Source organism: Bradyrhizobium guangzhouense, from assembly GCF_004114955.1.
Lineage (GTDB): Bacteria > Pseudomonadota > Alphaproteobacteria > Rhizobiales > Xanthobacteraceae > Bradyrhizobium > Bradyrhizobium guangzhouense.
On sequence record NZ_CP030053.1, the window covers coordinates 1307026 to 1333603 of the forward strand.

At 65.0% G+C, this 26578-nt stretch carries 24 protein-coding genes and 1 other RNA gene; 10 read left to right on the forward strand and 15 right to left on the reverse strand.

Annotated features, from left to right (window positions below; genetic code table 11):
- Positions 1-335 precede the first annotated feature (335 nt).
- Entirely contained in the window at positions 336-845 is a 510-nt protein-coding gene (rcdA, locus tag XH91_RS06380; RefSeq protein WP_128949787.1) for a protease adaptor protein RcdA, read from the forward strand.
- A 176-nt stretch (positions 846-1021) separates the two neighbouring features.
- On the opposite strand, the gene rpmE is transcribed toward rcdA, so the two are convergent.
- Positions 1022-1249, reverse strand: a complete 228-nt coding sequence (gene rpmE / locus XH91_RS06385; protein ID WP_011084323.1) for a 50S ribosomal protein L31 — start codon at positions 1247-1249, stop codon at positions 1022-1024.
- 202 nt (positions 1250-1451) lie between these two features.
- On the opposite strand from rpmE, the gene XH91_RS06390 reads away from it, so the two are divergent.
- Entirely contained in the window at positions 1452-3278 is a 1827-nt protein-coding gene (locus tag XH91_RS06390) for an ABC transporter ATP-binding protein/permease (protein WP_128949788.1), read from the forward strand.
- Positions 3279-3456: 178 nt separating this feature from the next.
- Here XH91_RS06390 and XH91_RS06395 read toward each other — a convergent pair whose 3' ends face one another.
- The 4 genes from XH91_RS06395 to XH91_RS06410 all read right to left on the reverse strand — a co-directional run bounded on the left by XH91_RS06395 (position 3457) and on the right by XH91_RS06410 (position 6440).
- On the reverse strand, positions 3457-3720 hold the full coding sequence (locus XH91_RS06395) for a hypothetical protein (RefSeq protein ID WP_128949789.1): 264 nt from the start codon (positions 3718-3720) through the stop codon (positions 3457-3459).
- A 67-nt stretch (positions 3721-3787) separates the two neighbouring features.
- The gene (locus XH91_RS06400; protein ID WP_128949790.1) at positions 3788-4234 is read right to left on the reverse strand and encodes a GNAT family N-acetyltransferase; all 447 of its coding nucleotides are present in this window, start codon (positions 4232-4234) and stop codon (positions 3788-3790) included.
- On the reverse strand, positions 4234-5262 hold the full coding sequence (locus XH91_RS06405) for a peptidoglycan -binding protein (RefSeq protein ID WP_128949791.1): 1029 nt from the start codon (positions 5260-5262) through the stop codon (positions 4234-4236). Before XH91_RS06405 ends, XH91_RS06400 begins: the two co-directional genes overlap by 1 nt.
- A 152-nt stretch (positions 5263-5414) precedes the next feature.
- Positions 5415-6440 (reverse strand): flagellar motor protein MotA, encoded by a 1026-nt coding sequence (locus XH91_RS06410; protein WP_164933615.1) that lies wholly within the window; start codon positions 6438-6440, stop codon positions 5415-5417.
- Between the two features lie 182 nt (positions 6441-6622).
- Between XH91_RS06410 and XH91_RS06420 the strand changes: the two genes are divergently transcribed.
- Positions 6623-7432 carry a DUF1295 domain-containing protein gene (locus XH91_RS06420; RefSeq protein ID WP_128949793.1) on the forward strand — a complete coding sequence of 270 codons (810 nt, stop codon included), beginning with the start codon at positions 6623-6625 and terminating at the stop codon, positions 7430-7432.
- Entirely contained in the window at positions 7429-8460 is a 1032-nt protein-coding gene (locus tag XH91_RS06425; RefSeq protein WP_128949794.1) for an SAM-dependent methyltransferase, read from the forward strand. The genes XH91_RS06420 and XH91_RS06425 overlap by 4 nt, the downstream gene beginning before the upstream one ends.
- Before the next feature lie 2 nt (positions 8461-8462).
- Here XH91_RS06425 and XH91_RS06430 read toward each other — a convergent pair whose 3' ends face one another.
- Together XH91_RS06430 and XH91_RS06435 are read right to left on the reverse strand one after the other, a co-directional pair.
- Entirely contained in the window at positions 8463-8804 is a 342-nt protein-coding gene (locus XH91_RS06430; protein WP_128949795.1) for an addiction module antidote protein, read from the reverse strand.
- A 4-nt stretch (positions 8805-8808) separates the two neighbouring features.
- Complete coding sequence (locus XH91_RS06435; RefSeq protein WP_128949796.1) at positions 8809-9102, reverse strand: type II toxin-antitoxin system RelE/ParE family toxin; 294 nt, start codon at positions 9100-9102, stop codon at positions 8809-8811.
- A gap of 294 nt (positions 9103-9396) precedes the next feature.
- On the opposite strand from XH91_RS06435, the gene XH91_RS06440 reads away from it, so the two are divergent.
- From XH91_RS06440 to XH91_RS06455, 3 genes are all read left to right on the forward strand, one after another.
- Positions 9397-10590 carry an efflux RND transporter periplasmic adaptor subunit gene (locus tag XH91_RS06440; protein ID WP_128949797.1) on the forward strand — a complete coding sequence of 398 codons (1194 nt, stop codon included), beginning with the start codon at positions 9397-9399 and terminating at the stop codon, positions 10588-10590.
- A 247-nt stretch (positions 10591-10837) separates the two neighbouring features.
- A complete protein-coding gene (locus tag XH91_RS06445; protein ID WP_128949798.1) occupies positions 10838-13990 on the forward strand; it encodes a multidrug efflux RND transporter permease subunit in 3153 nt (1050 codons plus the stop codon).
- 283 nt (positions 13991-14273) lie between these two features.
- Positions 14274-15401 (forward strand): AAA family ATPase, encoded by a 1128-nt coding sequence (locus XH91_RS06455; protein WP_128949800.1) that lies wholly within the window; start codon positions 14274-14276, stop codon positions 15399-15401.
- 187 nt (positions 15402-15588) lie between these two features.
- On the opposite strand, the gene XH91_RS06460 is transcribed toward XH91_RS06455, so the two are convergent.
- From XH91_RS06460 to tkt, 8 genes are all read right to left on the reverse strand, one after another.
- The gene (locus tag XH91_RS06460) at positions 15589-16380 is read right to left on the reverse strand and encodes an inositol monophosphatase family protein (protein WP_128949801.1); all 792 of its coding nucleotides are present in this window, start codon (positions 16378-16380) and stop codon (positions 15589-15591) included.
- A 130-nt stretch (positions 16381-16510) separates the two neighbouring features.
- The gene (locus XH91_RS06465) at positions 16511-17599 is read right to left on the reverse strand and encodes a tetratricopeptide repeat protein (RefSeq protein WP_128949802.1); all 1089 of its coding nucleotides are present in this window, start codon (positions 17597-17599) and stop codon (positions 16511-16513) included.
- 8 nt (positions 17600-17607) lie between these two features.
- Positions 17608-18276 (reverse strand): thiamine phosphate synthase, encoded by a 669-nt coding sequence (locus tag XH91_RS06470; protein ID WP_128949803.1) that lies wholly within the window; start codon positions 18274-18276, stop codon positions 17608-17610.
- Positions 18277-18279: 3 nt separating this feature from the next.
- Positions 18280-19305 (reverse strand): class I fructose-bisphosphate aldolase, encoded by a 1026-nt coding sequence (locus XH91_RS06475; RefSeq protein WP_128949804.1) that lies wholly within the window; start codon positions 19303-19305, stop codon positions 18280-18282.
- Positions 19306-19537: 232 nt separating this feature from the next.
- Entirely contained in the window at positions 19538-20605 is a 1068-nt protein-coding gene (gene fba, locus XH91_RS06480) for a class II fructose-bisphosphate aldolase (RefSeq protein ID WP_128949805.1), read from the reverse strand.
- Positions 20606-20659: 54 nt separating this feature from the next.
- On the reverse strand, positions 20660-21856 hold the full coding sequence (locus XH91_RS06485) for a phosphoglycerate kinase (RefSeq protein ID WP_128949806.1): 1197 nt from the start codon (positions 21854-21856) through the stop codon (positions 20660-20662).
- 154 nt (positions 21857-22010) lie between these two features.
- On the reverse strand, positions 22011-23018 hold the full coding sequence (gap, locus tag XH91_RS06490) for a type I glyceraldehyde-3-phosphate dehydrogenase (protein ID WP_128949807.1): 1008 nt from the start codon (positions 23016-23018) through the stop codon (positions 22011-22013).
- A gap of 172 nt (positions 23019-23190) precedes the next feature.
- On the reverse strand, positions 23191-25176 hold the full coding sequence (gene tkt, locus XH91_RS06495) for a transketolase (protein ID WP_128949808.1): 1986 nt from the start codon (positions 25174-25176) through the stop codon (positions 23191-23193).
- 329 nt (positions 25177-25505) lie between these two features.
- Here tkt and XH91_RS06500 point away from each other — a divergent pair, with 329 nt between their 5' ends.
- The 3 genes from XH91_RS06500 to ssrS all read left to right on the forward strand — a co-directional run bounded on the left by XH91_RS06500 (position 25506) and on the right by ssrS (position 26563).
- Positions 25506-25796, forward strand: a complete 291-nt coding sequence (locus tag XH91_RS06500) for a DUF4164 domain-containing protein (RefSeq protein WP_084292232.1) — start codon at positions 25506-25508, stop codon at positions 25794-25796.
- Complete coding sequence (locus XH91_RS06505; RefSeq protein WP_128949809.1) at positions 25793-26176, forward strand: cell division protein ZapA; 384 nt, start codon at positions 25793-25795, stop codon at positions 26174-26176. The genes XH91_RS06500 and XH91_RS06505 overlap by 4 nt, the downstream gene beginning before the upstream one ends.
- Positions 26177-26402: 226 nt before the next feature.
- Positions 26403-26563: non-coding RNA, 6S RNA (gene ssrS, locus XH91_RS06510), on the forward strand.
- Positions 26564-26578 lie beyond the last annotated feature (15 nt).

The following is a 26578-nucleotide window of genomic DNA, read 5'->3' on the forward strand; positions in this document are numbered from 1 at the left end:
TTGGCCGACATGGCTAACGAACCCTCAAAATAATCGTTCGTTTACGCAGCATTAAGCTTTCGAGTTTATGACTGGAACTGTCCTCGTTTGGACACCGAGTGGCTCCTGTCCACTCTGTTTGACGCCTCCCTGTTATCAACTTTCAAAGCCGCCGGTCTCCGGCGGCTCTTTTTTTGCGCCAAAGCATCGCGTTCCGGTTGAGTTTCCAAGAATGACCCGCGGAAACCATATCCGCGCTTGTCGCTGGACTCCGCCATTCCCCCGCGCAATGATTTGTTCATCATAAGCCGGCGCCAAAGCCGGGTCGGTAAACAGTTGCGTAAGGGGCGTTAACCATGGAACGTTTGCAAGCCGACGGCGCGCTCGTTCAACTCAGCGAGCGGTTCACCAATTCTGCGGCGTTCGGCGCCCTGTTCCGCGAGGGCATGGATCTCGTCGAAGAGACCGCTGCCTATCTCGACGGCGCGGGCCGCAACGAGGCCAAGGCGCTCGATCGTGCCGTCAGCCTCACCTACGCGACCGAGAGCATGCGCCTCACCACGCGCCTGATGCAGCTCGCCTCTTGGCTGCTGCTGCACCGCGCCGTGAAGGAAGGCGAGATGACGCTGGTCCAGGCCAACAGAGAGAAGACCAAGGTCAAACTCACCGCCGCCGATCCCGGTCCGGCCGACACCATCGAGAAGCTGCCGACGCAGCTCCAGGATCTGATCCATCGCTCGATGAGCCTGCAGACCCGCGTGCGCCGGCTCGATAGCTCGATCCACACCCCGCCGGCCGACCACATCGCGATCGGCAATCCGCTGGTGCCGCATCTCAACGCATTGAAGGCCGCGTTCGAGCGGTAGGGTCGCAGCGGCAAGCTTCGCTTTCGTATCCGCCGCGCTCGTAACGCGGGTCTCGCGCCCCGGACGCAGCGCAGTAACGCCAAAGCGTTGCAGCGCGTCCGGGACACGGTTTCCCCAAAAACAAAAACGCCCCCGGTCTCCCGGGGGCGTTTTCCGTTCTAGCCTTTTCGGCCAGATCAATCCTTTTTGAGGAAGCCCGAAAACTTCTTCTGGAAGCGCGAGACGCGGCCGCCGCGGTCCATGATCTGGGCATTGCCGCCGGTCCAGGCCGGGTGCGACTTCGGGTCGATGTCGAGGTTCAACGTGTCGCCTTCCTTGCCCCAGGTGGAGCGGGTCAGGTACTCGGTTCCGTCGGTCATCACGACCTTAATCGTATGATAATCTGGATGAATTTCGGCTTTCATGGCAATTCCTAGGGCGCCCGGCGCCCGGCTTGAGTGGCTATCGAATGACGGATTTGGCGGGGTCTATACCCCACAGGAGCCCTTAAAACAAGCCATTGTCGGGACTCGAGAACCGGGCCGTTCCTTACGGTACATCCCGGATTTGCCTCGCCCCGTGCCGCGGCCTATGTGGAGCCAACGTCTCTCTTTTGGTCGGATTCCAATGAGCGCTGTTGAACGGCTTGAAACCGGGCCTACCGAGGCCGCCTCGATCGAAGCCGAACTGATCGAGCAACCGGCCAAGGGCCGGGCCAAGCTGCGACCCCTCATGGCGCTCGCGCCCTACGTCGCCCGCTATCGCGGCCGGGCGGCGCTGGCTTTCGTCGCGCTGACGGTTGCGGCCCTGACCACGCTGCTGGTGCCGGTCGCGGTGCGTCGGATGATCGATTTCGGGCTGACGCCCGAAGGCATCGCGATGATCAACAACTACTTCTCGGTGATGATCGCCGTCGTCGCCGTGCTGGCGCTGGCGAGCGCATCTCGCTACTACCTCGTGATGACGATCGGCGAGCGCATCGTCGCCGATCTCCGGCGCGACGTGTTTGGGCATCTGCTGTCGCTGTCGCCCTCCTTCTTCGATTCCGCGCGCAGCGGCGAACTGGTGTCGCGGCTCACCGCCGATACGACGCAGATCAAATCCGCGGTCGGCGCCTCCGTGTCGATCGCGCTGCGCAATCTGATGATGTTCCTTGGCGCGGCGGCGATGATGGTGATCACCAGCCCGCGTCTCTCCGGCTTCGTGCTGCTGGCGATCCCGCTGATCGTGCTACCGCTGGTCGCGTTCGGGCGGTGGGTGCGGCGGCTGTCGCGCAATGCGCAGGACACGCTGGCCGATGCGTCTGCCTATGCCGGCGAACTGGTCGGCGCGATCCGCACCGTGCAGGCCTATACCAGCGAGGGGCTGGCGGCGAAGCGTTTCGGGGGCGAGGTCGAACAGGCCTATGAGGCCGCGCGCACCTCGACCCAGGCTCGCGCGGTTCTCACCGCCATCGTCATCTTCATCGTGTTCACAAGCGTGGTCGGCATCCTCTGGATCGGCTCGCATGACGTGCTGACAGGCGCGATCACGCCGGGCCGGCTCGGCCAGTTCGTGCTCTATGCAGCGTTCGCGGCCGGTGGGCTCGGCCAGCTCAGCGAGGTCTGGGGCGAGGTGTCGGCGGCCTCAGGCGCGGCCGAACGTCTGTTCGAGATCTTGCATGTGAAGCCCGAGATCGCGGCGCCCGCATCGCCGCGCGCATTGCCGCTGCCCGGGCGCGGCGAGGTCGGCTTCGATCATGTCAGCTTCGCCTATCCCGCACGGCCCGATGTCAATGTGCTCGATGCCGTGTCGTTTGCGGTGCGGCCCGGCGAGAAGGTCGCGATCGTCGGCCCGTCCGGCGCCGGCAAGAGCACGATCTTCCACCTCCTCCTGCGCTTCTACGATCCCAGGGGTGGCGCGATCTCGCTCGATGGCGTGCCGGTGAAATCAGCCGATCCGCGCGACTTCCGCTCCCGCATCGCCCTGGTGCCGCAGGAATCCAACGTGTTTGCCGCGAGTGCCCGCGAAAACATCCGTTTTGGTCGGCCCGATGCTGATGATGCCGAGGTCGAGCGTGCCGCAGAGCTCGCGCATGCCAGCGAATTCATCCGCCGCTTGCCCGAAGGCTTTGACACCCCACTCGGCGAACGCGGCGTGACGCTGTCAGGCGGCCAGCGCCAGCGCATCGCCATCGCGCGGGCCATCCTGCGCGATGCGCCGCTCTTGCTGCTGGACGAGGCGACCTCCGCGCTCGACGCCGAAAGCGAGACGCTGGTGCAGACCGCGCTCGAGGAGCTGATGAGCCACCGCACCACGCTCGTCATCGCGCACCGCCTCGCCACCGTGCTCTCCTGCGACCGTATCCTGGTGATGGACCAGGGCAGGATCGTCGAGCAGGGCACGCATGCCGAGCTCGTGGCAGCGAACGGACTTTATGCGCGGCTGGCGCGGCTGCAGTTCGAGGGGGCGTGAGACGTTCAGCATGTCGCCGCTCACGCTGGCAGTGAGAGGCCTGATGCTTCCACGTTCTCGTCATTGCGAGCGCAGCGAAGCAATCCAGAATCCCTCCGTCGAAAGACTCTGGATTGCTTCGCTGCGCTCGCAATGACGGGCGGAGAGAGCTTCGCCTTTGAGTTTGGGAGCGGTGATCTCACTTGCACTTCGGCGAGCCCATCGGCACGTTCGGCCACGGCCAGTTCTTCCAGCTTCCGCCTTCACCGATACAGGCGGAGCCGCCGTTGGTGGGGCTTTCCGTCGGAGCAGGGGTGCTCGTCGGAGCTGGCGAGGCCGTCGTTTGAGTTGCGGCCTTGGGCGGCGAGGCCAGGCGCTGGTCGACATAAACAGTCGACACATAGCCGGCGACGATGACGCCGAGGAACACCGAAGACCCCTTGGCCAGATCGCTCAGCCGCATCGATCCTCTCCATCTGCCCGCCTGATGTCACGCCAGCAAACCACGCTGCGCCTTTCCGTGACATCAGTCACGGCCGCCACGCCATCTTCAGCACCGGCCGTCCCGAGGTCGGGTTCACGTCCTCGCCGGCATGGGCAAAGCCGTTGCGCTCGTAGAAGCGGATGGCGCGGGCATTGTCCCTGTTGACCAGCAGCGTCACGCCGGAAGGCGACAGCCGCTTGGCCTCATCCACCAGCAACCTTGCCGCGTCAGAGCCCCAATGATCGGGATCGACGACGAGCTGGTCGAGATAGCCCTCGCCGTCGATGGTGACGAAACCGGTCAGCGTGCCATCTTGTTCCGAGACGACGATCTGGGCCTTCGGCACCAGATCCCTGCGCCAGCGTTCGCGCCACCAGTCGAGCCGCGCGGCGAAGTCGATCTGCGGGTAGGCCTGCTGCCAGGTCCGGTGCCAGAGGTCGATGGCGGCCGCTTCGTCGGCGTCTGCGTAGGGGCGAAGGCGGAGCGCGCTCACTACCGCTCCGTCAGCTTCAGCTCGATGCGGCGGTTGCGCTTGTAGGCCTCTTCGGTGTTGCCAGGGTCGAGCGGCTGGAATTCGGCAAAGCCGGCGGCGACGAGGCGCTGGGCCGGCACGCCGAGCGAGATCAGATATTGCACCACCGAGATCGCACGCGCCGACGACAGGTCCCAGTTCGACTTGAAGTTCGGGCCGTTGACCGGCCGCACGTCGGTGTGGCCGTCGACGCGCAGCACCCAGGCGATTTCGGCCGGGATCTTCTTGTCGAGCTCGATCAAGGCGGCCGCGACCGTGTCGAGTTCGGCCTTGCCCTCAGGCAGCAGCGTTGCCTGTCCGGTGTCGAAGAACACTTCGGACTGGAACACGAAGCGGTCGCCGACCACGCGGATATCGGGGCGATTGCCGAGAATGGCGCGCAGGCGGCCGAAGAACTCGGAGCGGTAGCGCGACAATTCCTGCACGCGCTGCGCCAGTGCGACGTTCAGGCGAGAGCCGAGATCGGCGATGCGGTTCTGCGATTCCTTGTCTTTCTTTTCCGATGCATCGAGCGCTTCTTCGAGCGCCGCCAATTGCCGGCGCAGCGCGCTGATCTGCTGGTTCAGCACCTCGATCTGCGCCAGCGCCCGCGCCGAGACGGCCTTCTCGGAGTCGAGCGCCTTGCCGAGCTCGGCGGTCTTGCCTTGCGCGTCGTTGCCGGCATTGGCGAGGCCCTCATAGAGGCCCTTCATGCGGTCGCGCTCGCTCTCGGCCGAGGCGAGGCCGGCCTTCAGCTGCGAGACCTGGTCGTCGAGCGAGAGCTTGCCGAGCTTCTCCAGCGACAGCAATTCGGTGAGCTGGGCGATCTTGGCGTTGAGCTGCTCCAGCGCCTTGTCCTTGCCGGTCACTTCCTGCGACAGGAAGAATTGCACGACCAGGAACACCGAGAGCAGGAACACGATCGACAGCACCAGCGTCGACAGCGCGTCGACGAATCCGGGCCAGTAGTTGAAGGCGCCTTCACTGCGGCGGCCGCGGGCTAGAGCCATTTACATCTCCGTTCTCTCGTGTCCCGGACGCGGTGCAGCGTGCAACGCCGCTCCGCAGAGCCGGGACCCGGAATCTCTCATCGATGGGCCCGGCTCTGCAGCGCATCACTTCGTGCTGCGCAGCGTCCGGGGCACGATTGCCCAGCGAGTCCTTAACTCTTCTCGGGCTGGCGCGCGATGCGCTCCAGCAGGCGGCGGATCTCGCGGTTCTGCTCGCCCTGGCCGTCGGCCCATTCGCGGATCATCTGCTGCTCGGTGCGCATGTGCGAGACCAGCGCCTGGATCGCTTCGGCAAGGCTCGCCATCGCCGCCGTGGTACCGCGACTGGCGCTGCCTTCCTCGAGCACGGAGCGCAGCCGCTCGACGGCGGCCTGGAGCTCGCCGCTGGCAACGCCGCCCCCACCAGTGCTCGCGACCGCGGCGACTTCGCCGGTGCCGTATTCGCGCACGGTGGTGGCGAGCCAGTCTTCGAGGTCGGTGTAGAAGCGGTTCTGCGCCTGGCTCGATTGCAGATCGAGGAAGCCGAGGATCAGCGATCCCGCGAGGCCGAACAGCGATGAGGAGAACGAGATGCCCATGCCGCCGAGCGGGGCGGCCAGCCCCTCCTTCAGCGTGTCGAACAGCGCGCCGGCATCGCCGCCGACCTTGAGCCCGTCGATCACCTTGCCGACCGAACCGACCGTCTCGATCAGGCCCCAGAACGTGCCGAGCAGGCCGAGGAAGACCAAGAGGCCGGTCATGTAGCGGGAGATGTCGCGGGCCTCATCCAGGCGCGTCGCGATCGAATCGAGCAGGTGCCGCATCGTGGTCTGGGTGATCGACATCCGCCCGGTGCGCTCGCCGCCCAGAATCATCGCCATCGGCGCCAGCAATTTCGGGTGCCGGGCCGGCGCCAGGCCCGGGTCGGCGATGCGGAAATTGTTGACCCAGGACACCTCAGGATAGAGCCGGATGACCTGGCGGAAAGCCAGCACGATGCCGATGAACAGCACCGCCCCGATCAGGGCATTCAGGCCCGGATTGGCGAAGAAGGCCTGGATGATCTGCTTGTAGAGCACCACCCCCACCAGCGCGCACAGCACCAGGAAAACCAGCATCCGCACCAGAAAAACGCTGGGCGAGGACAGTTTTGTGTACTCGATGTCGATGGCGGAGCGGGGCGAGGCGCCTGACGGCATGGCCGGGATCATCCATTACGAAGCTTGCTTGCCTCCGCACTATGGCACAGGCCGGGTGCAAAAAAAGCGCCGGATGTGCGGATTTCGGGAAGGAGCGCGGAACCCAAAGCTGAAACCGGGCTTTGATTACAGCGTATTTTGCAAAACTTCGGCATTCCACAGGCTTAGGTCGGATTTTTTGCATGGCGACGTTTCTTTGGGGATTGGCTTCCATCGCGCTCTCGCTCGCGGTTCTGATGGCGTTCGCCTGGGTCGTGCAGCAGCGCAGCGGCAATTCCGGCTGGGTCGACACGATCTGGACCTTTGCGATCGGCCTGGTCGGCGCCGGCAGCGCGCTGTGGCCGCTCGCGGGCGAGGGGCCCAATCTCAGGCAATGGCTGGTGGCCGGTCTCGTCGCGGTCTGGTCGCTCCGGCTCGGCACCCATATCGCGATCCGCACCTCAGGGATTACCGATGACCCCCGCTACGCCGCCTTTGCCGCGGAATGGGGCCTCAACGCCCCCAGGCGGATGTTCATCTTCCTGCAAAACCAGGCGCTGGGCTCGGTACCCCTGGTGTTTTCGATCTTCGTGGCCGCGCATGTGCCGGCGCCGGCCTTGCGCATTCAGGACATCCTGGGGGCCGTCATCCTGCTGATCGGGATCGCGGGCGAGGCGCTGGCGGATGCGCAGCTGCGCCGCTTCCGGCTCGACCCCGCCAACAAGGGCAAGGTTTGCGATGCCGGGCTGTGGCGCTGGTCGCGCCATCCCAATTATTTCTTCGAATGGTTCGGCTGGCTCGCTTATCCCGTGATCGGCCTTGCGGCCGGCTATCCCTGGGGCTGGGCCAGTCTGCTCGCGCCCATCTTCATGTACTGGATCCTGGTCCACGTCACCGGCATCCCGCCTTTGGAAGCGCAGATGCTGCGATCGCGCGGCGAGCGCTACCGCGTCTATCAATCCCGGACCAGCATGTTCTTTCCGTTGCCACCGCGAGAGGGAATGGCCGCATGAGCGTCATGTCCACGATCATCGGGACTGCCGAACGCGTGCCGCTGCCAGATCTCGTGGTCCGCGCCGCCATCCAGCGCCTGTGCTCGCGCACCGCAACGCGCCTCGCCGCGCAGACCGCCGCCGACGATGCCGCCTTCGCCGGAAAGATGATGCTGCGGCCGATCGCCGAGCATACGGACGCCGCCAACACCCAGCACTACGAGGTGCCGCAAAGCTTCTTCGCGCAGGTGCTGGGCCCGAACCGCAAATATTCCTCCTGCTTCTACAAGACGGACGCGACGACGCTGCAGGAAGCCGAGGAGGAAGCTCTGCGCCAGACCGTCGAGCACGCCGGCCTTGCCGACGGCCAGACCATCCTCGAGCTCGGCTGCGGCTGGGGCTCGCTGTCGCTGTGGATCGCGCGGCAGTTTCCGCATGCCAAGGTAACCGCCGTCTCGAACTCGCAATCGCAGCGCGCCTATATCGAGGACATCGCGCGGAGCCGCGGCCTGCTCAATCTGCGCGTCGTCACATCGGACATGAACGTGTTCGCGCCGGAAGGGCAGTTCGATCGCATCGTCTCGATCGAGATGTTCGAGCACATGATGAACTGGCGCAAGCTGACGACGCGCGTGCGCGCGTGGCTCGCGCCCGAGGGGCGCTTCTTCATGCACATCTTCACCCATCGCGCCGGCTCCTACGTGTTCGACCGCGCCAATCGTGAGGACTGGATCGCGCAGCATTTCTTCACCGGCGGCGTGATGCCGAGCCATCAGCTCATCAGGCAATATGCCGATATCTTCCAGGTCGAGAAGGAATGGCGCTGGAGCGGTACGCATTATCAGCGCACCGCGATGGACTGGCTCGCCAATTTCGACGCTCATCGCGACGCGATCGAAGCCGCCTTGCGCGACGTCTATGGCGACGAGACTCACCTATGGATGCGACGCTGGCGCTGGTTCTTCCTCGCCACCGCAGGCCTGTTCGGCTACGCCGACGGAACGGAGTGGGGCGTCAGCCACTATCGGATGAAGGCGGCGGACCTTTGAGCCTAGGCAGCCTTGCGGGTTCGCGGCTTCGCTGACTTGCGCTGCTTGCCGGACTTTTTGGGCAAGGGACGCGCAGTCAGACCCAAGCCAAGCGCGCGCAATACCCCCAACATTGTTGAGAACTCCGGATTTCCGGCCTCGCCGAGTGCCTTGTACAGCCCTTCGCGGCTCAGCCCTGTCGATTTTGCTATCTCGCTCATGCCGCGGGCTCGCGCAACCGTATTCACGGAATCACGGATGAACGCCGCGTCGCCAGTCTCCAGCGCTGCTGTGATGAATTCGGCCTGTGCTTCCGGCGTATCCAGATATTCCGCCGCGTCAAATGGTGTTGTTTTCAGCGCCATTGCGTTACTCCAGTTCTGCAAGCATCGCCCGTGCCCGCTTGATGTCGGCTTGTTGCTTTCGCTTGTCGCCACCACAGAGCAGAATGACCGTCACGGTTCCGCGTTGCGCGGCAAAAAGACGATACCCCGGGCCGTAGTCTATCTTGAATTCAGACAGCCCCCCGCCCAAGGACTTCACATCGCCAAGCGCGCCGCGTTCGATCAATGCGATTCGGCTTGCGATGCGCGCCACTGCGCGACGGTCGCGCAACCCGGCAAGCCAGTTTCGAAATGCATCCGTCTGCACGACATCGGTCACGAACGATATGTAATCCATAGTTCACAGTTCGGCAAGTCTCTGTAAACGAAGCGGCGGCCGAGTTGCGGTGTTCTGTCGCAGCACGCCATGCCGGAACCAGACTCACAATCCGGTGAGTCCGGAAAATCAGCCTGAACTCAGCGCGATAGAGCGTGTGACATTGAGCCGCCCGCGCCATGCATTGCGCCGCAGCACGTCCCTTCTATTTTGATCGCATCAGCCGCGCAGCGACTGCCCAGGACGGGCGTTGCGCGAGGCCTGATCGGTTTCAACATTCTTGGGGCACTTAACTTCATGTCAGGACTTCGAGCGCGATCGGCATGCGTTGCAATGATGCTCGCGGCCTTTGCGCCGCTGCTGAGCGCTTGCGACGAATCTTCCTCCGCTGTTTCCGCCGCGCAACCTGTCGAACCCGACGTCAGCATCGTCACGGTCAAGCCGCACCCCCGTGCCGTGGTGCGCGAGCTGCCGGGGCGGATCTCGCCGACGCGCGTCGCGGAAGTGCGCCCGCGCGTCTCAGGCATCGTGGTCGAGCGCCTGTTTCGCCAGGGCAGCGAGGTGAAGGCGGGCGACGCACTCTATCGGATTGATCCACGCCCGTTCGAGGTCGAGGTGATGGCCAATGAGGCCGGGCTTGCCAAGGCCGAGGCCGCGTTGATGCAGGCGCAGCAGCAGGCGCGCCGCATCGCGACGCTGACCAGCCAGCGCGCCGCGCCCGAAGCCGAAAACGAGAAGACCATCGCCGCCGAGCGTCAGGCCCAGGCCGAAGTCGAGGGCCGCAAGGCCGATCTCGCGCGCGCCAAGCTCAATCTCGATTATGCGACCGTGCGCGCGCCAATCGACGGCGTAGTCGGTGCGGCGCTGGTCAGCGAGGGCGCGCTCGTCGTGCAGAACGAGACCAATCTGGCCACCGTGCAGCAGCTCGATCCTGTTTATGCCGACTTCACCCAGTCGGTGACCGAGCTCAACCAGCTCCGCCGCGCCTTCGAGAGCGGCGATCTCGATCGCATCGAGTCCGATGCCGTCAAGGTGCGCCTGGTGCTCGACGATACCTCCGTCTATGCGCTCGACGGCAAGCTGCTGTTCTCCGAGGCCAAGGTCGATGCCCACACCGGCCAGGTCACCTTGCGCGGCGAGTTCCGCAATCCCAAGCGCGAGCTGCTGCCGGGCATGTATGTGCGCGTGCGCCTCGACCAGGGTCTCGACAGCGATGCGATCGCGGTGCCGCAGCAGGCGGTCCAGCGCAATGGCGGCGGCGGCAGCGAGGTGTTCGTGGTCAAGGACGACGACCGCATCGCCGTGCAGCCCGTTCGCACCGGCTCGGTGCAGGACGGCATCTGGTTCGTCACCGACGGCCTGAAGGCCGGCGACAAGGTCGTGGTCGAAGGTTTTCAGAAGTTCGCGGCGGGCGACAAGGTCAAGCCGCAATCCTGGTCCGAGGCCGAGGCGAGCGCGGACAACAGACACGCCCTCAAGGTCACGCGATAACGCTCGCGCCGGGCTCAGAACACCTCTCCCGTAGGGAGAGGTCGGATCGCATCGCAAGATGCGATTCGGGTGAGGGGATCTGATCGCACTGGGTGCCGCTGGCCCCCCTCACCCGGATTGCTCTGGACGATGCTTCGCATCGCCCGGAGCAATCCGACCTCTCCCCGCTGGGGAGAGGTGGACCTCAGACAACCGGCCGAGCCTGACTTCATCGAGCCTGAACGAAACAACAGGGGTAAAGCGGCAAATGCCGAGCTTCTTCATCGACAGGCCGATCTTTGCCTGGGTCGTCGCGCTGTTCATCTGTCTGATCGGCGCGATCTCGATCCCGCTATTGCCGATCGCGCAATATCCTATCATCGCGCCGCCCTCGATCTCGATCTCGACGAGCTATCCCGGCGCCTCGCCGGAAAACCTCTACAACAGCGTCACACGCCTGATCGAGGAGGAGCTCAATGGCGCCTCCGGCATCCTCAATTTCGAGTCGACCAGCGACTCGCTCGGGCAGGTCGAGATCATTGCCAACTTCCAGCCGGGCACCGATACCAGCGCGGCCTCGGTCGAGGTGCAGAACCGCATCAAGCGCGTCGAGGCGCGGCTGCCGCGCGCGGTGATCCAGCAGGGCATTTTGATCGAGGAAGCCTCGAGCGCGGTGCTCCAGATCATCACGCTGAACTCGACCGACGGCAGCCTGGATGAGGTCGGCCTCGGCGACTTCATGATCCGCAACGTGCTCGGTGAGGTCAGGCGCATCCCCGGCGTCGGTCGCGCCACGCTCTATTCGACCGAGCGCAGCCTTCGCGTCTGGGTCGATCCGGCCAAGCTCGTCGGCTACGGGCTGACCGCCGACGACGTCAACAAGGCGATATCGGCACAAAACGCACAAGTCGCTTCGGGCAGCATCGGCGCCGAGCCGTCGACCGCGACCCAGCGCACATCAGCGCTGGTGCTGGTCAAGGGCCAGCTGTCCTCGCCGGATGAATTCGGCGCCATCATCCTGCGCGCCAATGCCGACGGCTCGACCGTGCGCCTTCGCGACGTCGCGCGCATCGAGGTCGGCGGTCTCAGCTATCAGTTCAATACGCGCCTCGACGGCAAGCCGACCGCCGGTCTTTCCGTCCTGATGTCGCCGACCGGCAACGCGCTGGCGACGGCGAGCGCGGTCGAGGCGAAGATGAAGGAGCTGTCGCGCTTCTTCCCGGCCAATATCTCCTACGAGATTCCCTACAACATCACGCCCGTGGTCGAGGCCTCGATCAAGAAGGTGATGTCGACGCTGCTGGAGGCCGTGGTGCTGGTCTTCGTGGTGATGTTCCTGTTTCTCCAGAACATCCGCTACACCATCATCCCGACCATCGTGGTGCCCGTGGCGCTGCTGGGGGCCTGTACCACGCTGCTGCTCGCCGGCTACTCCATCAACATGCTCAGCATGTTCGGCATGGTGCTCGCGGTCGGCATCCTCGTCGACGACGCCATCGTCGTGGTCGAGAATGTCGAGCGCATCATGACCGAGGAGGGCCTGCCGCCGAAGGAAGCGACGCGGAAAGCCATGTCGCAGATTTCAAGCGCCATCATCGGCATCACCTTGGTGCTGATGGCGGTGTTCGTGCCGATGGCGTTCTTTCCGGGTTCGGTCGGCATCATCTATCGCCAGTTCTCGGTGACGATGGTCGCGGCGATCGGCTTCTCCGCCTTCCTGGCGCTGTCGTTGACCCCGGCGTTGTGCGCGACCTTGCTCAAGCCCGTCGCGGCCGGCCACGGCCACGCGAAGAAGGGCGTATTCGGCTGGTTCAACCGCATGCTTGAAGGCGGCAAGGAGGGTTATTCCCGCACCGTCGGCTTCTCGCTGAAGCGCACCGGTCGCCTGATGATGGTCTATGCCGCGCTGCTCGTCGGCCTGTCCTGGGCCTTCGTCAGCCTGCCCGGCGGCTTCCTGCCGGTCGACGACCAGGGCTTCGTCACCACCGACGTGCAGACGCCGTCGGACTCATCCTACGGCCGCACCGAAGCGGTGATCGAGAAGGTGGAAAAATACCTGGCGCAGCGGCCGGGTGTCGACAACGTCACCTTCCTCACCGGCTTCAGCTTCTCGGGCCAGGGCATGAACACCGCGCAGGCCTTCATCACGTTGAAGGACTGGTCGGAGCGCGGGCCCAAGGATTCCGCTGCCGCGATCGTCAATGACATCAACCGCGATCTGTCGTCTTCGATCCGCGACGCAAAAATTTCGGCGCTGCAGCCGCCGCCGATCGACAATCTCGGCAACTCCTCGGGCTTCTCGTTCCGTCTCCAGGATCGCGGCCAGAAGGGCTATCCGGCGCTGATGCGCGCCGCCGATCAGCTGATCGCGGACGCCAATGCCAGCCCCGTGTTGCAGAAGGTCTATGTCGAAGGCCTGCCCGAGGCGGGCGTCGTCAATCTCGTGATCGACCGCGAAAAGGCCGGCGCCTTCGGCGTCACCTTCGAGGACATCAACAACACCATCTCGACCAATCTCGGCTCGAACTACATCAACGACTTCCCGAACCGAGGCCGCATGCAGCGCGTCGTGGTGCAGGCCGACAGCCGCGACCGCATGAAGACCGAGGACATTCTCAACTACAACGTCAAGAACAGCCGCGGTCAGCTGGTGCCGTTCTCTTCCTTCGCGACGGTCGAATGGTCGCGCGGCCCGACCCAGATCGCCGGCTTCAATTATTATCCGGCCGTGCGCATCTCGGGCGAAGCAAAGCCCGGCTTCACCTCGGGCGACGCCATCGCCGAGATGGAGAAGCTCGCCGGCAAGCTGCCGCGCGGCTTCGGTTACGAATGGACCGGTCAGTCGTTGCAGGAAAAGCTGTCGGGCTCGCAGGCGCCGTTCCTGCTCGCGCTCTCCGTGTTCGTGGTGTTCCTGTGTCTCGCCGCGCTCTATGAGAGCTGGACCATTCCGCTTGCGGTGCTGCTCACCGTGCCGCTCGGCATCGTCGGCGCGGTGTTTGCGGCGATGCTGCGCGGCCTGCCCAACGACGTCTATTTCACCGTCGGCCTGATCACCATCATCGGTCTCGCCGCCAAGGATGCGATCCTGATCATCGAGTTCGCCAAGGATCTGCGCAAAGAAGGCAAGCCGCTGGTGGAAGCGACGATCGAGGCCTGCCGCCTGCGCTTCCGCCCGATCCTGATGACCGGTCTTGCCTTCATCTGCGGCGTGCTGCCGATGGCGATTGCCCACGGCGCCGGCGGCGCCAGCCAGCAGGCGCTCGGCAGCGTCGTGATGGGCGGCATGATCGCGGTGGTGATTTTGGCGCTATTGATGGTGCCGGTGTTCTTCGTCTCGGTGCAGCGGGTGCTGGCGGGAGACAGGGAGAAGGTGGCGAAGGACAGCGAGGCGTATGGTCCGCCGGCACCGGTGCGGCCATAGGGCACACTGTCATGCCCCGCCTAGTGCGCAATTGCGCACGGGGGCGGGGCATCCAGTACGCCGCGGCCCATCGATCTAATCACGACCGCCTCGGAGTACTGGATCGCCCGGTCAAGCCGGGCGATGACAGCGGAGTGTGGGGCAGGTCCTTCGCAGTAAGCCGGATTCCGCAATCCGTCCGCTTGCCTTCGCGGCTTCGTCGATCCAGACTGCATCCCTGGATTGAAAGCATGTGCAACTCGCGTCGCGACTGCACAGCCAGCCCGCCGACCGAGAGCACCTGATGCGTCCGACCGATATTGCGATCTCGAACTATCGCTCGATCCGGCGGCTCTCCCTCCCCATCCACCCGCTGTCCGTGTTCGTGGGCGAGAACGGCGTCGGCAAATCCAATCTCTACAAATCCCTCTCGCTGTTGCGCGACGCGGCGACCGGGCGGATCACGCGCACGATCGCCGAGGAGGGCGGACTTAATTCGGTCTGCTGGTCAGGCGTCCGCAAACGTGGCGAGGATGGACGGCTGCGTTTGTCGGCCAGATTCGACCGCCTGAAATATTCCATCGAGATCGGATTTCCCAGCCCCGCCGAGGCGGCGTTTTCCCGCGAGCCGATGATCAAGGCGGAAACCATCGAGGCGACGCAGGGCAAACGAACGGTGCTGCTGATGGAGCGGAAGAATTCGCTCGTCAGCATCCGCAACGACAGCGGCGCATGGACGAGCCACAAGGATGCCGTGCTGCCGTCCGAGACGGCGCTTGCGGGATTTTCCGATGGCAGGGAATGCCCCGAAATCGATGTGATCAGAAGCGCAATGCTGGGCTGGCGCTTCTATCACGACTTTCGCACCGACCCGGCCTCACCGATACGAAAGCCCTGCCTTGCGATCACGACGCCCTCGCTCAGTGCCGAGGGCAGCGACTTGGCCGCGGCCCTGGCGACGCTCTATACGATCAGGGGAGATGCCGCCGACCTGCAGGACGCAATCCAGGATGCATTTCCGGGCGCCGACCTCCGCGCGTGGGAACAGAACGGCCTGTGTGAGTTCGATCTGCAACTCGAGGACATGCCGCGTCCGTTCGGGGCTCATGAACTGTCCGACGGCACGTTGAAATACATCTGCCTGCTCGCGGTGTTCATGGGCTATCGGCTCCCGCCGTTCATCGCGCTGAACGAACCCGAGACCAGCCTGCATCCCTCGCTGCTGGCGCCATTGGCGAGGCTGATCGTCAAGGCATCGGCCCGCGCCGACATCTGGATCGTCACCCACTCGGAACAGCTGATGGAAGCCTTGCGAAGCGAGAGCTCGGTCCCGCTTCGCCGGGTGATCAAGCAGAAGGGCGCCACAATGATCGAGGGCGTGACCCTCGGCGGCGAGTATCGGGAGGAGGAGGCCGAGGATGACGATTCTTAGCCGCTTCAAGCTACCGTACGACTGAAGGCATAGACTCTGATGCTGTCATTCCGGGGCGCGCGTAGCGCGAGCCCGGAATCCATCAGGCTACCATTGATGCGGATCAATGGATTCTCAGGTGCGCAATTGCGCACCATAGTTCGCGCCAGAAGGCGCGCCCCGGAATGACGATCGGAGGGAGGCGCGTCTACGCCGGCCGCTTCAAAATCTTCACCAGCTCCCCGTGCACGAACTCATTCCCGCACACGACGTCCCCCGTAACCAGCGCGTCGCCCGGCGTATTGATGTCGCTCACGGTGCCACCGGCTTCGCGCACCATCAGCATGCCGGCGGCGATGTCCCAGGATTGCAGGTTGCGCTCCCAGTAGCCGTCGAGTCGGCCGGCGGCGACGAAGGCGAGGTCGAGGGAGGCGGCGCCGAAGCGGCGCAGGCCCGCGACGCGGTCCTGGATCGCGGTCATCTCGCGGCGGAATTCCTCGTGGTCGCCGCGGCCGATATGGGGCAGGCCGCAGGCCACCACGCATTCGTTGAGCTGGCGACGGCCGGCGACGCGCAGGCGCTGGTCGTTGAGGAAGGCGCCCTTGCCGCGCTCGGAGATATAGAGCTCGTCATTGGCGGGGTTGTAGATCACGCCGGCGATGATCGTGCCCTCGCGCACGAGCCCGATCGAGATCGCGAATTGCGGGATGCCGTGCAGGAAGTTGGTGGTGCCGTCGAGGGGATCGACGACCCAGGTGTGGCTCTTGTCGGTGCCCTCGCGCGTGCCGCCCTCCTCGCCGATGAAGCCGTAGCCGGGCCGGGCCTTGGCGAGGTCCTGGTAGAGGATTTCCTCGGCGCGCTTGTCGGCGAGCGAGACGAAGTTCGCCGGCCCCTTCAGCGAGACCTGGAGATGCTCGATCTCGCCGAGATCGCGCTTGAGGCTGCGGCCGGCGCGGCGCGCGGCTTTGACCATGACGTTGATAGTGGCGGAATACAGCATGAGCTCTGGTCTTGATCGGGGGAGGGGGCGCCAAAGGGCGCCATTTGAGGGGATTGGGTGCCCCGCGAGGGGCCAAAGGTCAAGTCATTCGGGTCACTTGCGGGTCGATTGCGGGCCATTTGGCGTCAGGTCATTTGTCCCCGAGCCATTTCTTGGCGGCGGCCTCCGCCTTGGCGCGGTCGTCGGCTGGCAGGTCTGACAGCTGCTTGTCGAGCTCCGGATCGCCCTTGCCGGCGGTTTTCGCCACCAGATGCCATTTGAACCCCTCGACCTTGTCCACGGGGGCGCCCATGCCGTTGATCAGGACCCAGGCGAGGCGGTTCTGCGCGATCGCGCTGCCCTGGCGGGCGGCCTTGCGCAGCAAGGCCACCGCGGCGGGCTCGTTCTTCGGCGTGCCGGTGCCGTTGAACATGGCGATGGCATATTCGACCTCGGCATCGACATTGTCGGCGAGCGAGGCCGCCTGCAGCAGCCGAACCGATCGTTCGGGGTCCTTCGGCACTCCGGTGCCTTCCTTGTAGAAGGTCGCCAGCGCGTATTGCGCCTCGGGCAGTCCGGCATCGGCCGCCTGACGGAGCAACTCCGCGGAGCGCTTGACGTCCTGCGGCAGGGTCTGACCATCCAGATAAAGCAGCGCGAGATTATAGGCCGCCTTGGGCTCGCCGAGCTTGGCGGCGGAGGCCATCAGCTTGACCGCCTCGCCCTTGTCGACGGGACCGCCGCGGCCCGCGATGCGCAGCATGGCCAGCGCAAACATCGCCTCGCGGTCGCCGGCATCGGAGGCGCGCTTGTACCATTCGACCGCCTTGGCGTAGTCGCGCCTGATGCCCATGGCGTTGGAATAGAGCTCGCCCAGCATGGTCATGGCCTTGGCATCGCCGGCGTTGGCGCGCGCTGTGGCGAGATCGAAGGCGGTCTTGTACTGGCCGCGCTGATAGGCGCCGTAGACCAGGTCGACGTTCGGATTGTCGGGGACCGGCGCCGGGATCACGGTTGCCGGCAGCGTCGGGCTCGGCGAGGCCGACGGCTTTGGCGCCGGCTCCTTCTTCTTGGCGACCGTGTGCGGCGCGACCTTCGGTTTCTCCTTCGCAGGCTCTTTGGGCTTCTGCTTCTCGGGCGCGGGGCTCGGGATCGTCGCCGGCGGCGTGATCTGGAGCTGCGCGGCTGCAGGCGCTGCCAGCAAGAGCGCGGCGAGAAGGGTGATGCGCGGGAGCGTCATGTCGGCTGCTAGCCCTGGCTCGCGGCAGTCGCCGTGAAGGCCTTCTTGATCGCGGCGTCGGCCTCGATCAGCGCGGCCTTGGGCCCGCGCGGGTCAGCCCAGATGAAATCGCCGACCAGCACGAAATCGGCGCCGCTGGCGGCGAAGTCGTAGGCCTCTTCGATCGAGGTGGCGAAGCCGACACAGGGCGGCTCGAACAGCTCGGCCCACCAGTCCAGCCGCTCGGCGATCGCCTGCGCCTGGGGACGCTGGCCTTTCGCGTCGGGCTCGCCGAACAGCACGTAATCCGCGCCCATCTCGCCCGCGCTCATGGATTCGTGGCGCGTTTCGAGTCCGCCGACGCCGGCGATACGGTCTGGCTTGAGCGACGGCAGGGCATCTTCCAGCGCCGCGACATTTGCGAGATGCGCGCCGTCGGCGCCGCCGCGCGCGACGATTTCGGGGTGGCCATCGACGAGCAGGGCTGCGCCGGCGTTCTGCACCACCGGGGCGAGCGCCTTGATCCGCGAGATCATGGCGCGCTGGTCGGTCTCCTTCAACCGCACCAGCACGGCCGCGACATCGACGGCCGTGAGCAGATCAGGCAGTGCCGCGAGGAGCGACGTGGGATCATCGACGTCGGGCGTCGCGAGATAGAGACGCGGCGCCGGGCGCGGCGGAGGCGATTTGTTCGACAAGATCTAGGCTGCCTTCTTTTCCAGGCTGCTTTGCCATTCGCCCTTGGAGGCGAGGCCGTTCATGCGGGCGCGATGACTGAATGCGTTTTGTCCGGCCGTAACATTCTCAGGCCTGCCCGACCAGGCCTTCTGCGGCGCGGCCTGCAGTGCGCGGCCGTAGGAGAAGGTCAGGCCCCAGGGGAGCGGACCGAGCTGGTGCATGGCGTTGAGATGCGCGGTCGCCTCTTCGTCAGACTGGCCGCCGGAGAGGAAGGCGATGCCGGGGACGGCTGCGGGCACGCAGGCTTTCAGCAGGCGGATGGTCTTCTCGGCGACCTCCGCGACGGAAGCCTGGCTTGGGCACTTCTTGCCTGAGATCGCCATGTTCGGTTTCAGCACAATGCCTTCGAGCGCGACGCGCTGCACCCGCAATTCCTGGAACGTCTTGTTGAGCACGCGGCTCGTCACCTCGTAGCAGCGGTCGATGTCGTGGTCGCCGTCCATCAGGACCTCGGGCTCGACGATCGGCACGATCTGCGCGGCCTGGCACAGCGCGGCGTAGCGCGCCAGCGCATGCGCATTGACGCTGATCGCGGTCATCGAGGGGATGCCGCTGCCGATGTCGATCACCGCGCGCCATTTGGCGAAGCGCGCGCCGCGCTCGTAGTACTTCTTCAGCCGATCGGCGAGCTTGTCGAGGCCGACGGTGATCGTTTCACCCGGGCACATCGGCAGGGCTTGCGTGCCTTCGTCGACCTTGATGCCGGGAATGGCGCCGCTAGTCTCGATCAGCTTCACCAGCGGCGTGCCGTCCTTGGCATCCTGCCAGATCGTCTCGTCATAGAGGATCACACCGGAGATATACCGGCTCATGGCCTCCCTGGAGCGGAACAGCATCTCGCGATAGTCGCGGCGGTTGCTTTCCGTCGATTCCACGCCGATCGCGTCGAACCGCTTCTTGATGGTGCCGGAGGATTCGTCGGCGGCAAGGATGCCCTTGCCTGGTGCGACCATGGCGGTCGCGACCCTGTTCAGCTCAGTCAGATTCATCGAGAGGTCCTCCCAAAACGATTCTGCCCTTGCCTGTGAAAATAGACGGTTCTCGGGCAATTGCCGAGTTAACGTTGGTCGCAGGGTAAAGCCCGTTCTCCGTCATTCCGGGATGCGCCGAAAGGCGCAGGCCCGGAATCCATAACCCCAAGCCGTGGGTATGGATTCCGGACCCACGCTTCGCGTGTCCCGGAATGACGGGAGAGGGGCCTTACGCCACCCGCGCGATCGCTTACGCGACGCGGGGATCCAGCTCGCCCTTCGCGTAGCGCTTGGCCATGTCGGCGGGGGTCAGGATCTTCTTGAACTTGGAGGCTTGCCCTGCGGTGTTGAACTCCTGCAGCCGCTGCTTGCACAGCTTGGTCATGGCTTCCATGGCCGGCTTCAAATATTTGCGCGGATCGAACTCTTCCGGATTGTCCTTGAGCACTTTCCGGATCTGGCCGGTCATGGCCATGCGGTTGTCGGTGTCGATGTTGATCTTGCGCACGCCGTTCTTGATGCCGCGCTGGATCTCGGCGACCGGCACGCCCCAGGTCGGCTTCATCTTGCCGCCATAGGCGTTGATGATGTCCTGCAGGTCCTGCGGCACCGAGGAGGAGCCGTGCATGACCAGATGCGTGTTCGGCAGCTTGCGGTGGATCTCCTCGATCACGTTCATGGCGAGGATGTCGCCGTCGGGCTTGCGGGTGAATTTGTAGGCGCCGTGCGAGGTCCCCATCGCGATCGCGAGCGCGTCGACCTTGGTCTCCTGCACGAACTTCACGGCCTCGTCCGGATTGGTCAGGAGCTGGTCGTGGCTGAGCTTGCCTTCGGCGCCGTGGCCGTCTTCCTTGTCGCCCATGCCTGTTTCGAGCGAGCCGAGCACTCCGAGCTCGCCCTCGACCGAGATGCCGCCGAGATGGGCCATGTCGGTCACGGTCTTGGTGACGCCGACATTGTAGGTCCAGTCGCCCGGCGTCTTGCCGTCGGCCTTGAGCGAGCCGTCCATCATCACCGAGGTGAAGCCGGCCTGGATCGCGGTCATGCAGGTCGCGGCCTCGTTGCCGTGGTCGAGATGCACGCAGACCGGGATGTGCGGGTAGATCTCGGTCACCGCGTCCATCATGTGCTTGAGCATGACGTCGTTGGCGTAGGAGCGCGCGCCGCGCGAGGCCTGGATGATGACCGGCGCGTCGACCTGGTTGGCCGCGTCCATGATCGCCAGCGCCTGCTCCATGTTGTTGATGTTGAAGGCCGGTACGCCGTAATCGTTCTCAGCCGCATGGTCGAGCAATTGACGCAACGTGATCCGAGCCATGTGAATCTTTCTCCCGTTTGGGCCAGTTCGGCCTATTGATTACTTGCTGCCAGGTTACTTGATGCGAAGCACTTCGACGCCGGGCAGCGGCTTGCCTTCCATCCATTCAAGAAATGCGCCGCCGGCGGTCGAGACATAGGTGAACTGATCGGCCACATGGGCCTGGTTGAGGGCCGCAACCGTATCGCCGCCGCCCGCGATCGAGACCAGCTTCTTGGCCTTGGTACGCTCGGCCGCGTGCTTGGCGGCCGCGACGGTGCCGCGGTCGAACGGCTGCATCTCGAAGGCCCCGAGCGGTCCGTTCCAGACCAGCGTCGCCGCGTCGTCGATCGCGGCGTGGACGCGCGCAATCGACTGCGGGCCGACGTCGAGGATCATGCCGTCGGCCGGGATCGCATCGAGCCCGTAGGCGTGCGAGGGCGCATTGGCCGCGAAATGATAGGCGACGGTGGCATCGACGGGCAGGATGATGGCGCAGTTGGCGGCTTCCGCCTTCTCCATGATGCGCAGCGCGGTGGCTGCGAGATCCTTCTCGGCCAGCGACTTGCCGACCGCGACGCCCTGGGCGTGCAGGAAGGTGTTGGCCATGCCGCCGCCGATCACGAGCGCATCGACCTTGGTGACGAGGTTTTCCAGCAGGTCGATCTTGGTCGAGACTTTCGCGCCGCCGATGATGGCGATGACGGGCTTGGTCGGCGAGCCCAGCGCCTTCTCCAGCGCATCGAGCTCGGCCTGCATGGTGCGGCCGGCATAGGCCGGCAACTTGTGGCCGAGGCCCTCGGTCGAAGCGTGGGCACGGTGCGCCGCCGAGAAGGCGTCGCTGACCCAGATGTCGCCGAGCTTTGCCAGCTCCGCGACGAAGGCGGGATCGTTCTTCTCTTCCTCCTTGTGGAAGCGGGTGTTTTCCAGGCAGAGAATGTCGCCGTCCTTCAAGGCCGCCACGGCTTTCGCCGCAGGCTCGCCGATGCAGTCGTCGGCGAAGGCGACAGGCTTGTTCACGACCTTCGACAGCGCTTCCGCGACGGGCTTCAGCGATTCCTTGGGGTCGCGTCCCTTCGGCCGGCCGAAATGCGCGAGCAGGATGACCTTGCCGCCCTTGTCGGCGATTTCATTGATGGTCGGCGCGACGCGCTCGAGCCGGGTCGTGTCGGTGACGCGGCCATTGTCCATGGGCACGTTGAGATCGACGCGCAGCAGCACGCGCTTGCCCTTCACGTCGACGTCGTCGAGGGTGCGGAATTTGTTGGTCATTGGACGCTCTCTCTTGTCCCGGGCGCACGGCGGCGCGAAGCGCTGCTGTGCAGAACCGGGACCCACCTCGCAGCGAGTCCCGCGGTTGAATGGGTCCCGGCTCTGCGGAGCAGCGCAAGCGCTGCACCGCGTCCGGGACACAAGACCTACGTTCTTAGATCACCTTGCTCATCGCAACGGCGGTGTCGGCCATGCGGTTCGAGAAGCCCCACTCGTTGTCGTACCAGGACATCACACGCACCAGCGTGCCGTTCTGCACCTTGGTCTGGTCCTCGTGGAAAGTGGAGGAGTGCGGGTCGTGGTTGAAGTCGATCGAGACGTTCGGCGCATTGGTGTAGCCGAGCACGCCCTTGAGCTGCTGCTCGCTGGCGCGCTTCATCGCCGCGTTGATCTCCTTGGCGTCGGTTGCGCGCTTGGCGACGATCTTGAGATCGACGACCGACACGTTCGGGGTCGGCACGCGGATCGCGACGCCGTCGAGCTTGCCCTTCAGTTCGGGCAGCACGAGGCCGATCGCCTTGGCGGCGCCGGTCGAGGTCGGGATCATCGACATCGCCGCCGCGCGGCCGCGATAGAGATCCTTGTGCAGCGTGTCCAGCGTCGGCTGGTCGCCGGTATAGGCGTGGATCGTGGTCATGAAGCCGGTCTCGATGCCGACCAGATCGTTCAGCACCTTGGCGACCGGCGCCAGGCAGTTGGTGGTGCAGCTGCCGTTGGAGACGACCAGATGATCCCTGGTCAGCGTCTCGTGGTTGACGCCGAACACGATGGTGGCGTCGGCACCATCGGCGGGCGCGGAGACCAGCACGCGCTTGGCACCGGCGGTGAGATGCGCGGACGCCTTGTCCTTCGAGGTGAAGATGCCGGTGCATTCCAGCGCGATGTCGACGCCGAGATCCTTCCAGGGCAGTTTCGAGGGATCGCGCTCGGCGGTCACCTTGATCTTGTTGGCCCCGAGGCTGATCGAGTCACCCTCGACGGTCACGGTGCCGGGGAAGCGGCCATGGACGCTGTCGTAACGGAGGAGATGAGCATTGGTTTCGACCGGGCCGAGATCGTTGATGCCGACGACCTCGATGTCCTTGCGGCCGGACTCGGCGATAGCCCGCAGGACGTTGCGGCCGATGCGACCAAAACCGTTAATTCCAACGCGGACTGCCATGTTTCGTCTCCTTATGACCGTTCAGTGACGGCTGTTCAATGACCCCATCATCCCGCACAACGCGCAGCTGGCGCGCCTGCGAGGGTTTTTTAGAGGCGGACGCCCGGTTCGGCCGGGCGGTGCTTGATCATATGAGACCTTACGTAGTCCTTTTTTTTGGCAAGCTCAACTCTCAGGAAACGCGCTTCACCACAGCGTTAACCGCGGCCTCGGCGGTAATGCCGAAGTGCTGGAAGATCTTGTTGAGAGGGGCGCTGGCGCCGAAGGAATGCATGCCCACGAATTCACCATCCTGGCCGATCACGGCGTCCCAGCCCCAGCGCACGGCGGCTTCGATCGCGACCTTCACCGGCGCGTTGCCGATGATCGCGTCGCGCCGTTCCTTTGGTTGCGCTAGCAAGAGCTCGAGCGAGGGCACCGAGACCACCCGCGTCGGAATGCCACGTTCGGCGAGCTGCTTCTGGGCAGCCACCGCGATCTCGACTTCGGAACCGGAGGCGAACAGCGTCGCCTTGGCTTCGCCCTGGGCGGCGACCAGCTCGTAGGCGCCGGCCGCGCAGGGGCTCTCGTTCGGCGCCGACGTGCGCAGCTGCGGCAGGTTCTGCCGCGTCAGCGCCAGCACGGTCGGACCGTCCACGCGGTTCAGCGCAAGCTCCCAGCACTCGGCGACCTCGATCGCATCGCAGGGACGAAACACGCGCATGTTCGGAATGGCGCGAAGCGCTGAGAGATGCTCGACCGGCTGATGGGTCGGGCCGTCTTCGCCGAGGCCGATGGAATCGTGCGTCATCACGTAGACGACCCCGGTGCCCATCAATGCGGCGAGGCGCATCGCCGGACGCGCGTAGTCGGTGAACACCAGGAAGGTCGCGCCGTTCGGCGCAAAGCCGCCGTGCAGGAAGATGCCGTTCATCGCCGCACACATGCCGTGCTCGCGGATGCCGTAATGGATGAAGCGGCCCTTCGGCGTCTTGGCGGAGAACGCGGTCGCCGACTTCGCCTTGTTGTTGTTGGAGCCGGTGAGGTCGGCCGAGCCTGCGAGGAATTCCATCGGCATCGCGCCGGCGATGACTTCGATGACCGCTTCCGACGATTTGCGGGTCGCCGCATTCATCGGCTTTTCCAGCAGCTCCTTCTTGTAGGCGCGCACGGCTTTCGCCAGCGCAGCCGGACGCTCATGGCGCAGGCGGCGCTCGAACTCGGCGCGCTTGCGGCTGCCGAGCTCGCCGAGCCGCGTCTCCCATTCCTGGCGAGCCGCGGCGCCGCGGCTGCCTGCCGCGCGCCAGGCCTTCAGCACGTCATCGGGCACCGAGAACGGCTCGAGCGAGATGCCGAGATTTTCCTTGGCGGCCTTGAGCTCGTCGGCGCCGAGCGCTTCGCCATGCGCCTTCGCGGTGCCGGCCTTGTGCGGCGCGCCGAAGCCGATGGTGGTGCGGCAGGCGATCAGCGTCGGCTTGTTGGATTTTTGCGCGCGGGTGATCGCAGCCGATATCGCGGCCTGGTCGTGGCCGTCGATCTTCTCGGCGGCCCAGCCGGCGGACTTGAAGCGCTTCACCTGGTCGACCGAGTCGGCGATCGAGGTCGGGCCGTCGATCGAGATGCCGTTGTCGTCATAGAGCACGATCAGCTTGCCGAGCTTCCAGTGGCCGGCCATCGCGATCGCTTCCTGCGACACGCCTTCCATCAGATCGCCGTCGGAGGCGAGCACATAGGTGTGGTGGTCGACGATCTTCTTGCCGAACTCGGCGGCGAGCATCTTTTCGGCGAGCGCCATGCCGACCGCGGTCGAGATGCCCTGGCCGAGCGGACCGGTGGTGGTCTCGATGCCCTTGGTGTGGCCGTGCTCGGGATGTCCGGGCGTCAGGGACCCCAGCTGTCGGAAATTCTTGAGCTGGTCGATCGTCATCTCCGGGCTGCCGAGGAGATGGAGCAGCGAATAGAGCAGCATCGAGCCGTGGCCGGCCGACAGCACGAAACGGTCGCGATCCGGCCATTCGGTGGCGGCGATGTCGAATTTCAGGAATTGCGTGAACAGCACCGTGGCGATGTCGGCGGCGCCCATCGGCAGGCCGGGATGGCCCGATTTCGCTTTCTCGACAGCGTCCATCGAGAGGCCGCGGATCGCGTTGGCCATGCGGTTGTGATCGACCTGCGTCATGTCTGAAATCCGTCTGAAATGAGGCGCTTGGCGGCGGTTCGCCCGCGCGGAAAGGAGCCTTTCGGCCGCTGGGGGTCGCGGCTGGGATAGCATCTCGGTTCCGGGAGTCCAAGGTGGTCAAACGTCTGTTGCGCGGTAAACGTTGCTTAGCGGTGCATAGTTTCGCGGCGGCGTTGCGATTTGCTAGCTTGCCACGTAAATTTCTGCTTCTAACCGCTTGCCGAACCGAGTCTTTTGCCGGCCGGCAAGCCCTGAGGTAAAGGCCACGGGCACAGCCCACAGGTTCCGCCGCTGACTGCATGAACGATCGCGTATCCAAAAGCTCTGCCATGACGGAGTCCTCCGCCGTCGAGATCGAGATCGCGACCCGCAGACTCACGGCGGCGCTCGACGCGCTCGAAAGCGCGGTGGAGCGGCGGCGCGATGCCGATCGCGACGAGAACGAGCTTGCGACGCGAATCCAGGCGCTGGGTGCGGACCGCTCGCGCCTTGCCGACGAGCTCGACGGCGCGCTGGTGAAGGCGCGCAAGCTCGAGCGCACCAATCGCGAGATCTCCGACCGGCTGGATTCCGCGATCGTCACGATTCGCTCGGTGCTCGATACCGGAGAGGACGGATGAGCCACATCAACGTCACCATCAATGCCCGGCAATACCGCATGGCCTGCGAGGAGGGCCAGGAGGTGCGGCTGCTCAAGCTCGCCGAAAGCCTGGAGACCCGCATCCAGTCGCTGCGCGGAAAGTTCGGCGAGATCGGCGATGCGCGCCTCACGGTGATGGCGGCGCTGACCGTCTGCGACGAACTGGTCGACGCCGGCAACCGCATCCGCACCATGGAGCAGGAGCTGGTCGAGCTCCGGGATTTCCGCAACGCCGCCGTCGAGCGCGCCAGGTTGACCCAGACCGCCGTGGTGAATGCGTTGAACTCGGCCGCCGAGCGCATCGAGAAGTCGACGCAGGTCCTGAACCGGACCGTCGGCAACGGCATCGCGATCGGCTAGCGGCTGCCACGCGTGCAGTGCGCTCCCTCCCCCGCTCGCGGGTCGCTCGCGGGGGAGGGTCGGGGAGAGGGTATCTCCGCAACGGGACAATCCCCCAGAGGAGAAAGCCCTCTCCCCAACCCTCTCCCGCAAGGCGGGAGAGGGAGCTCACCGGTGAACTTGGCAAGCAAGTCGGCACACTCCCGCCGGGCTGGCGATTCGTCAGTATCGTTGTTACATTGCCCGGGCGAAGCTGCGACGCGCGTCAGGAGCCATATATCCCCGGGGCCTTATCGATCCTTTAGGGAACTGTCCCTGGCCGGGCCCGTGGGCCCGGACATATGGTGCCCACCTACTTTCGTAGGGAACTCCGGGATCGAGTGCTTCAACGGCGTCCGCGGCTTCGCACTTTGGAATTACATG

What these genes read in the sequence shown, in the direction of transcription:
- rcdA (WP_128949787.1), top strand. Translation starts at nt 336, where the DNA reads ATGGAACGTTTGCAAGCCGACGGCGCGCTCGTTCAACTCAGCGAGCGG.
- rpmE (WP_011084323.1), bottom strand. Translation starts at nt 1,249, where the DNA reads ATGAAAGCCGAAATTCATCCAGATTATCATACGATTAAGGTCGTGATG.
- XH91_RS06390 (WP_128949788.1), top strand. Translation starts at nt 1,452, where the DNA reads ATGAGCGCTGTTGAACGGCTTGAAACCGGGCCTACCGAGGCCGCCTCG.
- XH91_RS06395 (WP_128949789.1), bottom strand. Translation starts at nt 3,720, where the DNA reads ATGCGGCTGAGCGATCTGGCCAAGGGGTCTTCGGTGTTCCTCGGCGTC.
- XH91_RS06405 (WP_128949791.1), bottom strand. Translation starts at nt 5,262, where the DNA reads ATGGCTCTAGCCCGCGGCCGCCGCAGTGAAGGCGCCTTCAACTACTGG.
- XH91_RS06410 (WP_164933615.1), bottom strand. Translation starts at nt 6,440, where the DNA reads ATGCCGTCAGGCGCCTCGCCCCGCTCCGCCATCGACATCGAGTACACA.
- XH91_RS06420 (WP_128949793.1), top strand. Translation starts at nt 6,623, where the DNA reads ATGGCGACGTTTCTTTGGGGATTGGCTTCCATCGCGCTCTCGCTCGCG.
- XH91_RS06425 (WP_128949794.1), top strand. Translation starts at nt 7,429, where the DNA reads ATGAGCGTCATGTCCACGATCATCGGGACTGCCGAACGCGTGCCGCTG.
- XH91_RS06430 (WP_128949795.1), bottom strand. Translation starts at nt 8,804, where the DNA reads ATGGCGCTGAAAACAACACCATTTGACGCGGCGGAATATCTGGATACG.
- XH91_RS06440 (WP_128949797.1), top strand. Translation starts at nt 9,397, where the DNA reads ATGTCAGGACTTCGAGCGCGATCGGCATGCGTTGCAATGATGCTCGCG.
- XH91_RS06445 (WP_128949798.1), top strand. Translation starts at nt 10,838, where the DNA reads ATGCCGAGCTTCTTCATCGACAGGCCGATCTTTGCCTGGGTCGTCGCG.
- XH91_RS06455 (WP_128949800.1), top strand. Translation starts at nt 14,274, where the DNA reads ATGCGTCCGACCGATATTGCGATCTCGAACTATCGCTCGATCCGGCGG.
- XH91_RS06460 (WP_128949801.1), bottom strand. Translation starts at nt 16,380, where the DNA reads ATGCTGTATTCCGCCACTATCAACGTCATGGTCAAAGCCGCGCGCCGC.
- XH91_RS06465 (WP_128949802.1), bottom strand. Translation starts at nt 17,599, where the DNA reads ATGACGCTCCCGCGCATCACCCTTCTCGCCGCGCTCTTGCTGGCAGCG.
- XH91_RS06475 (WP_128949804.1), bottom strand. Translation starts at nt 19,305, where the DNA reads ATGAATCTGACTGAGCTGAACAGGGTCGCGACCGCCATGGTCGCACCA.
- fba (WP_128949805.1), bottom strand. Translation starts at nt 20,605, where the DNA reads ATGGCTCGGATCACGTTGCGTCAATTGCTCGACCATGCGGCTGAGAAC.
- XH91_RS06485 (WP_128949806.1), bottom strand. Translation starts at nt 21,856, where the DNA reads ATGACCAACAAATTCCGCACCCTCGACGACGTCGACGTGAAGGGCAAG.
- gap (WP_128949807.1), bottom strand. Translation starts at nt 23,018, where the DNA reads ATGGCAGTCCGCGTTGGAATTAACGGTTTTGGTCGCATCGGCCGCAAC.
- tkt (WP_128949808.1), bottom strand. Translation starts at nt 25,176, where the DNA reads ATGACGCAGGTCGATCACAACCGCATGGCCAACGCGATCCGCGGCCTC.
- XH91_RS06500 (WP_084292232.1), top strand. Translation starts at nt 25,506, where the DNA reads ATGACGGAGTCCTCCGCCGTCGAGATCGAGATCGCGACCCGCAGACTC.
- XH91_RS06505 (WP_128949809.1), top strand. Translation starts at nt 25,793, where the DNA reads ATGAGCCACATCAACGTCACCATCAATGCCCGGCAATACCGCATGGCC.